The 1,320-nt window shown below is 73.0% G+C and carries 1 protein-coding gene; it reads right to left on the bottom strand.

The window, feature by feature from the left end; genetic code table 11:
* A partial coding sequence (locus FV228_RS29980) for an ABC transporter ATP-binding protein (RefSeq protein WP_147857756.1) occupies nt 1-1,320 on the bottom strand: 1,320 nt, incomplete at both ends.

The following is a 1,320-nucleotide window of genomic DNA, read 5'->3' on the forward strand; positions in this document are numbered from 1 at the left end:
CCCCCGGACGGCGGCCGCCGCGATGCGGTCCTGGTCGCCGGCGGCCTCGATCCGGCCGACCGCGACGTTCTCGCCCGCCGTGAGATCGAACCGGACGAAGTCCTGGAAGATCGCCGCGACCCGCGCCCGCAGGGCGTCGAGGTCGTAGGCGCCGAGCGGCAGTCCGTCGAGCAGCACGCGGCCCTCGTGCGGGTCGTACAGCCGGGTCATCAGCTTGACGATCGTGGTCTTGCCGGCGCCGTTGCCGCCGACCAGCGCCACGGTCTCCCCGGCCCGCACCGCGAAGGACAGGCCGCGCAGGGCCCAGGTGTCGGTGCCGGGATAGCGGTAGCCGACATCCTCGAACACCAGCCCGTCGCGGATCGGGCTCGGCACCGGCGCGGGCCGTGCGGGCGAGCGGATCTCCGGCCGGATCGCGAAGAACGAGAAGAAGTCGTCGAGATACTGCGCCTGGCCGCTGATCTGGGTGAGGCCGAGCAGCAGCCCCTCGATGCCGCCGCGCAGGCGCTGGAAGGCCCCGGCCAGGAAGGCGAGGTCGCCGATCGAGAACGCCCCCGCCACGGTCCGCCAGACGATCACCGCGTAGGCGGCGTAGTAGGCCAGCGTCCCGAGGCTCGCGAAGGCGAAGCCCCAGCGCGCCCGGGCGGTGGCCAGCGCCCGGTTCTCGGCGAGCAGGTCTTTCGCGAGGCCGGCGTACAGCGCCGTGATGTAACCCGAGAGGCCGAACAGCTTCACCTCCTTGGCGGTCTCGACGCTGGCGCCGAGGTAGCGCAGGTAGTCGATCCGCCGCCGCTCCGGGCTGCGGATCCAGGCCAGCCGATAGCCGGCCTTCGTGAAGTGCCACTCGTTGAGCAAAGCCGGCACGAGGGCGGCGGCGATCAGCACCACCAGCCAGGGCGTGAAGGCCGCCACCCCGGCGGTGAGCGAGGCGAGCGTCACCAGCGCCTGGAACTGGCCGAACACCGTGCCGATCAAGCCGGTGCGGCCGCTGACCTGGCGGCGCGCCCGCTCCAGCCGGTCCTGCTGGGCGCTGTCCTCGAACTGCGCGAGATCGAGCGAGGCGGCATGCGCCATCAGCCGCACCGAGGCGGCGTTGGCGTAGAGGTCGCCGATCAGCGTCTCGGTCAGGCTCGCGAGCCGGCCGGTGAGGTCGGACAGCAGGGCGAGGCCGAGTTCGGCGGCGACCAGGATGGCGAGGCGCGCCCGGGCCGGATCGGCCAGCCAGTCCGCGAGGCCGGCCTCCGCGGCCGGGCGGGCATGCTCGGCCACGATCCCGTCGAGGATCAGCTTGGCGAGGTAGAGCGACAGGATCGGCAGGAA

The organism is Methylobacterium sp. WL18 (genome assembly GCF_008040015.1).
GTDB lineage: Bacteria > Pseudomonadota > Alphaproteobacteria > Rhizobiales > Beijerinckiaceae > Methylobacterium > Methylobacterium mesophilicum.